Source organism: Cellvibrio sp., assembly GCF_053579595.1.
In genome coordinates this window covers 1-5235 of record NZ_JBRFPI010000332.1, presented here as the reverse complement: position 1 = coordinate 5235, position 5235 = coordinate 1, and the positions used below count along the sequence as shown (strand labels likewise).

7 protein-coding genes and 1 pseudogene are annotated in these 5235 nt (G+C 46.5%); 7 read left to right on the top strand and 1 reads right to left on the bottom strand.

The window, feature by feature from the left end; all coding sequences use genetic code 11:
- From ACWA6V_RS16980 to ACWA6V_RS16970, 3 genes and pseudogenes are all read left to right on the top strand, one after another.
- Positions 1-646: pseudogene (locus ACWA6V_RS16980) on the top strand (cbb3-type cytochrome c oxidase subunit I); the annotation flags it as partial.
- Positions 647-683: 37 nt separating this feature from the next.
- The gene (locus ACWA6V_RS16975) at positions 684-1211 is read left to right on the top strand and encodes a cytochrome c oxidase assembly protein (protein ID WP_449523604.1); all 528 of its coding nucleotides are present in this window, start codon (positions 684-686) and stop codon (positions 1209-1211) included.
- Positions 1212-1255: 44 nt separating this feature from the next.
- Positions 1256-2137: a cytochrome c oxidase subunit 3 gene (locus ACWA6V_RS16970; RefSeq protein ID WP_449523603.1), complete on the top strand. Its 882-nt coding sequence runs from the start codon at positions 1256-1258 to the stop codon at positions 2135-2137.
- Between the two features lie 22 nt (positions 2138-2159).
- Here ACWA6V_RS16970 and ACWA6V_RS16965 read toward each other — a convergent pair whose 3' ends face one another.
- Positions 2160-2369: a DUF2909 domain-containing protein gene (locus ACWA6V_RS16965; protein WP_449523602.1), complete on the bottom strand. Its 210-nt coding sequence runs from the start codon at positions 2367-2369 to the stop codon at positions 2160-2162.
- A 29-nt stretch (positions 2370-2398) separates the two neighbouring features.
- Between ACWA6V_RS16965 and ACWA6V_RS16960 the strand changes: the two genes are divergently transcribed.
- The 4 genes from ACWA6V_RS16960 to ACWA6V_RS16945 all read left to right on the top strand — a co-directional run.
- A complete protein-coding gene (locus tag ACWA6V_RS16960; protein ID WP_449523601.1) occupies positions 2399-3142 on the top strand; it encodes an SURF1 family protein in 744 nt (247 codons plus the stop codon).
- The gene (locus tag ACWA6V_RS16955; protein WP_449523600.1) at positions 3139-3696 is read left to right on the top strand and encodes a hypothetical protein; all 558 of its coding nucleotides are present in this window, start codon (positions 3139-3141) and stop codon (positions 3694-3696) included. The genes ACWA6V_RS16960 and ACWA6V_RS16955 overlap by 4 nt, the downstream gene beginning before the upstream one ends.
- Positions 3693-4772 carry a COX15/CtaA family protein gene (locus tag ACWA6V_RS16950; protein WP_449523599.1) on the top strand — a complete coding sequence of 360 codons (1080 nt, stop codon included), beginning with the start codon at positions 3693-3695 and terminating at the stop codon, positions 4770-4772. Before ACWA6V_RS16955 ends, ACWA6V_RS16950 begins: the two co-directional genes overlap by 4 nt.
- 54 nt (positions 4773-4826) lie before the next feature.
- Positions 4827-5235 (top strand): UbiA family prenyltransferase (locus ACWA6V_RS16945; RefSeq protein WP_449523598.1); only part of this gene is annotated, 409 nt, incomplete at its 3' end.

Genomic DNA, 5235 nt, shown 5'->3' with positions numbered 1-5235 from the left:
TGCCGAATTGTTTTTTATGTAGACCACTATGTTGATCGTCGTTCCCACAGGAGTAAAAGTATTTAATTGGGTGGCGACAATGTGGCGTGGCGCCATGACTTTTGAAACACCGATGATGTTTGCTGTTGCATTTATTGTGCTCTTCACCATTGGTGGTTTATCGGGATTAATGCTCGCCATTATTCCTGCTGATTTTCAATATCAGGATACCTATTTTGTCGTCGCGCATTTTCATTATGTGTTAGTGACCGGAGCGCTTTTTGGCATTATCTCGGGAGTTTATTTTTGGATTCCCAAATGGACGGGCGTGATGTACGGCGAGCGCTTGGGGCAATGGCATTTCTGGTGGTCATTAATTTCAGTGAACATGTTGTTTTTCCCGATGCACTTTGTTGGGCTAGCGGGTATGCCGCGCCGTATTCCGGATTACGCATTGCAGTTCGCCGACATGAATGCCTTTATCAGTAGCGGTGGCGCCTTGTTTGGTTTGTCGCAATTAATTTTTGTGTGGTGTGTGGTGCGCTGTATGCGGCGCAAAGGCGAAAAAGCAAGTACGCAAGTATGGGAAGGTGCGCATGGTTTGGAGTGGGAGATTCCATCTCCCGCGCCTTACCACACCTTTCAAACACCACCTAACGTGAAGTAAGTAGTTAACGATTTTTGTAAGTGTGGCGGAGTAAAACATGGTGTCGCACAGGTTATTGGTACGCAAATTAGTGTTGATTTGTATTGCCATGTTTGGTTTTGGTTTTGCGTTGGTGCCTTTGTACGATGTGTTTTGTCGCTACACGGGCATTAATGGCAAAACGGAAAATGCGGCTGCGCCCGCATCGCGCCGCATCGATGTAAGCCGTGACATTTCGGTGGAATTTTTAGCGAACCGCGACGCCGGTATTCCCTGGAGTTTTGCACCGGAAATTACCAGTATCAGTGTGCATCCCGGGCAGGTAAAGATCGTTAATTTTTTGGTGGAAAACCTGAGCGGCGCAGCAACGATTGGCAGAGCAGTGCCGTCAGTATCACCGGGCGAGGCTGCACGCTACTTTAAAAAAATAGAATGTTTTTGTTTTGTAGAGCAACCGCTGGATGCGCATCAGGCTAAAGCCATGCCCGTGCAATTTTATATAGACCCGGATTTGCCGAGTCATTTTACGACTATCACTTTGTCTTATCGTTTGTATAACAATACGCCGCAAACAGTTGGGCGATAGGCTTCGTTAGTAGACTGTTCATCTGTGCTAGTGGAGGAATTACCATGGGTACTGTTTATCAAAAATATTATGTCCCCCATCAAAGTAGTTGGCCAATTTTAGGGGCAATAGCGCTTTTTTTGCTCGGTTATCGTGCTGCAATCTGGATTAATGCGCTCGCCAAAGATCAGCATGGTTTTGGCTGGCTATTTATTATTGTTGGTTTTGCCTTGTTGTTTTATATGTTGTTCGGTTGGTTCAGCAATATTATTGATGAGTCTATGGATGGGCTTTACAGCCAGCAAATGGATCGCTCTTTTCGTCAGGGAATGAGTTGGTTTATTTTTTCCGAGATTATGTTTTTCATGGCGTTTTTTGGCGCGCTCTTTTATGCGCGCATGATTGCTGTGCCCTGGTTGGATGGAGCCAGCAATAATGTGATGACTGCTGAGGTGCTTTGGCCAAATTTTGAATCTATTTGGCCTTTGACTAAAACTCCGGGCGGATTAGAAACGGCGGCCATGCCCTGGGAGGGAATTCCTCTCTATAACACACTTATTTTGTTGGCCTCATCGGTCACTTTGCAATTTGCGCACATAGGTATAGAGCAGCGTAAATACGCCCAGTTAGGATTTTTCCTGTTGTTAACTATAATCCTGGGCGTGTGCTTTTTATTTTTGCAAGGCCATGAATATGTTCACTCTTATCAGGAGTTGGGGTTGCGCCTTGACTCGGGTGTTTACGGAAACACTTTCTTTTTACTTACCGGTTTTCACGGTTTGCATGTCACCCTCGGGGCGATTTTTTTAACAGTCATTTTCCTGCGTATTTTAATCAAAGGCCACTTTACCCCTGAGCGCCATTTTGGCTTTCAGGCAGCGGCTTGGTATTGGCATTTTGTCGATGTGGTTTGGTTAAACCTGTTTGTGTTTGTGTATGTGTTGTAAAAGTTGTCGTAAGTATCCTGAATCAATAGGGGCGTGGATGGGGTGTAATAACGCCGGTCAGTAACAAGATGATCAGTAATAAAATAACGGCGGCAGAGAAGATCAAGCGTCGCCCCAAAAATTTGGACATCTTGGGCGCTGCCTCATCGTTTTTCAGCATCACAATCAATGCCTGAAATAAACTGAATACGACAATTGCTAATAGCGTTACCAGAATTATTTTGATCCACATGGAAACACCTCTATAGGAGTGATGAGTGTATGACCATTATAGCGTTCAATCGCTATTGGGTAGTTCGCTGGCCATGGGTGTTGATTAATCTATTGGTGCTGGCGCTGTTGTTGGGCCTGTCGTTTTGGCAATGGCAGCGCGCCGCAGAAAAAACGCAAACCCTCGCACGCATTGCCAATTGGCAGCAGCAGGGTGCTGTAGATATTGCGCGCTTGACGACAATAAATACAACTGTCCGCGATGGAGTACAAATGGATTTTATAGGTCGTTGGTTAGCACCCATGGTGTGGCTAGTGGATAACAAAATGGTGAATGGCCGTATTGGTTATGATGTTCTTATTGCCGTTGAGGACGATTCAGCATCGGTAGATTCAGTTGCGCTATTGGTCAACTTGGGTTGGGTTGCTGCGCCGACGCAGCGTGATTTTTTGCCGGCAGTGGACATCCCTCCTGAATTGCGCGTGCAAGGAATATTTCGCACTCGTATTACGGGAGTTTTATTGGGCACCAATATTGAAAATAAAGGTGTATGGCCGATGCGCATCCAACAAGTTAATATTGAATCTCTCTCTTTGCAGCTCAATCGCACGCTGGTGCAGGGGCTTACATATCAGGAAAAAAATTCTCCCTTTTTAATTCATTATCAACCGGTGATTTTGCCACCGGAGCGGCACAAGGCTTATGCATTGCAGTGGTTTTTATTGGCCATTGCGGTGATCGTTATCTCCTTGCTGGCAAGCGCCCGCAAACGTCCACAGGGAATTGAATTATGAACAGCCGCAAATTCTTTATATTGTTTATCGCCTGCGCAGCGATGCCGCTGATTGCGGCACAGCTCAGCTTGTCCATGGGCTGGTTTAGCCAGGGCGGCAATAATAAAGGCCAATTTTTACAGCATGAAATTCAATTATTGCCCGATGTCACTCATTCGGCACCGGACAATTCCGTACAGGATAAATTTGCCAATGCAAGAGTGCACTGGCATTTGGTTTATGTACAGGCTGCCACGTGCGACCAGGAGTGTGAGCAAGCGCTTTTTACACTGCAACAACTTTACGCAGGTATGGGGCGCAAACAATTAAAAATAAAAACCTTGGTGATGGCGACACAAAAACCCGCGCAATTAAAACAATTTCCGGCCATTGCTTGGCAGCCTGAACAAGGTACAGCGGCTGAATTGCAGAACCAAATAGTAATTGTTAACCAGCGTGGTTTGGTATTACTACGTTATCCCGTTGATGGTAATCCCGAGCATATGTGCGATCTCGCCCGCGATATTCGCACAGATTTATTGCGCTTGATCAATTACGACAGGAGTGGTGCATGAACCGTTTTGCTGCGCTGGTGAATGTCACGCTTGTGTTAACCCTGATGGTAATCGCATTGGGCGCTTACACACGATTGACCGATGCAGGGCTTGGCTGCCCGGATTGGCCAGGCTGTTACGGAAAATTGACTGCACCGCTTCATGATGTCCATGTCGCCGAGGCGCAAGCAAAATTTCCCGATGCGAAAATAGAACCGCATAAAGCACACAATGAAATGCTGCATCGCTATATCGCCGGATTATTAGGTTTGTGTGTATTGGCGATTGCGATTGTCAGTCTGTGGCTCAAAAAATTCCGGATACTGAGTGGAATTATTTTGCTGCTGGTAATTGTTCAAGCGGCTTTGGGTATGTGGACAGTCACCTTGAATTTATTGCCATTAGTTGTTCTGGCCCATTTGCTGGGTGGTTTTGCACTCTTCACACTGTTGGTGTTGTTGCGAGTGGAAATCGCCTGGAAAATAAAAATGATGAAAACACATTCATTTGGGTTTGATTCAAAAAACTATCAAGAACCTGGATTGCAGTCACTGCTACCCTTGGGCTATGTAGCTGCCCTGGTGCTGGTGCTGCAAATTGCATTGGGTGGCTGGACCTCGAGTAATTATGCGGCTGCAGTCTGTTATCAATTACCTGTATGTGAGGCTGGCTGGAGCGAGCGTTTTTCACTGCAATCTGCATTTAGTTTGCCGCTCGGGCATGACACTTATGAATATGGTGTGCTGCCCTACGAAGCGCGGATGAGCATCCATGTTTTGCATCGGATGGGGGCGGTGGTGACTTTGCTGCTATTGGGCAGCTTTGCCTTTTTATGTTGGCGCAGGGCAGTGACTAAAACTATACGCGTCATAGCGGCCAGCATTGGTGGATTACTCTTACTGCAATTAACACTGGGGTTGATCAATATTGTTGCGCAACTACCGCTGTTAAATGCGGTTGCACACAATTTGGTGGCGGCCAATTTGCTGATGCTGACGGTGGTTTTTGTGCGGCAGATTTATCTGCGGCGAATAGTAAGAGAGCCGTTATCGGAAATAAAAAGTGTGCAGAAAAATCATTTCGTAATTGATAGATAACACACGGTGTAGCGGCATTGAGTAACTGCATTAAATAGAAATTGGGAGATTGTGATGGCGACAATAAAAAATTCCCTGGTACCGGTATTGGTGCGCACCGATATTGCCGGTTACTGCCGCGCTTATTATCAACTCACCAAACCCAAGGTGGTGGCGCTATTGGTGCTCACCGCATGGGTAGGCATGATGCTGGCGACGCCCGCACCACCGGACATGCTCTTGGTTGTATTGGCCAGCCTGGGCATCGCGCTAGTGTCTGCTGCTGCCGCGGCATTTAATCATGTACTCGATCAAAAAATTGATGCGCAGATGGCGCGCACTTATATGCGTCCACTGCCCAAAGGTAAACTGACCACAGCGCAGGCGGTAGCCTTTGCCTGTATGTTAGCAATTGCAGGCTTTATGATTTTATTACTGGCAGTGAACGCTATCGCTGCACTTTTAACTTTGTTTGGTTTGTTTG

Bases quoted from the DNA above. Each gene is read 5' to 3' on its own strand.
- ACWA6V_RS16975 (WP_449523604.1), top strand. From the start codon at position 684: ATGGTGTCGCACAGGTTATTGGTACGCAAATTAGTGTTGATTTGTATT.
- ACWA6V_RS16970 (WP_449523603.1), top strand. From the start codon at position 1,256: ATGGGTACTGTTTATCAAAAATATTATGTCCCCCATCAAAGTAGTTGG.
- ACWA6V_RS16965 (WP_449523602.1), bottom strand. From the start codon at position 2,369: ATGTGGATCAAAATAATTCTGGTAACGCTATTAGCAATTGTCGTATTC.
- ACWA6V_RS16960 (WP_449523601.1), top strand. From the start codon at position 2,399: ATGACCATTATAGCGTTCAATCGCTATTGGGTAGTTCGCTGGCCATGG.
- ACWA6V_RS16955 (WP_449523600.1), top strand. From the start codon at position 3,139: ATGAACAGCCGCAAATTCTTTATATTGTTTATCGCCTGCGCAGCGATG.
- ACWA6V_RS16950 (WP_449523599.1), top strand. From the start codon at position 3,693: ATGAACCGTTTTGCTGCGCTGGTGAATGTCACGCTTGTGTTAACCCTG.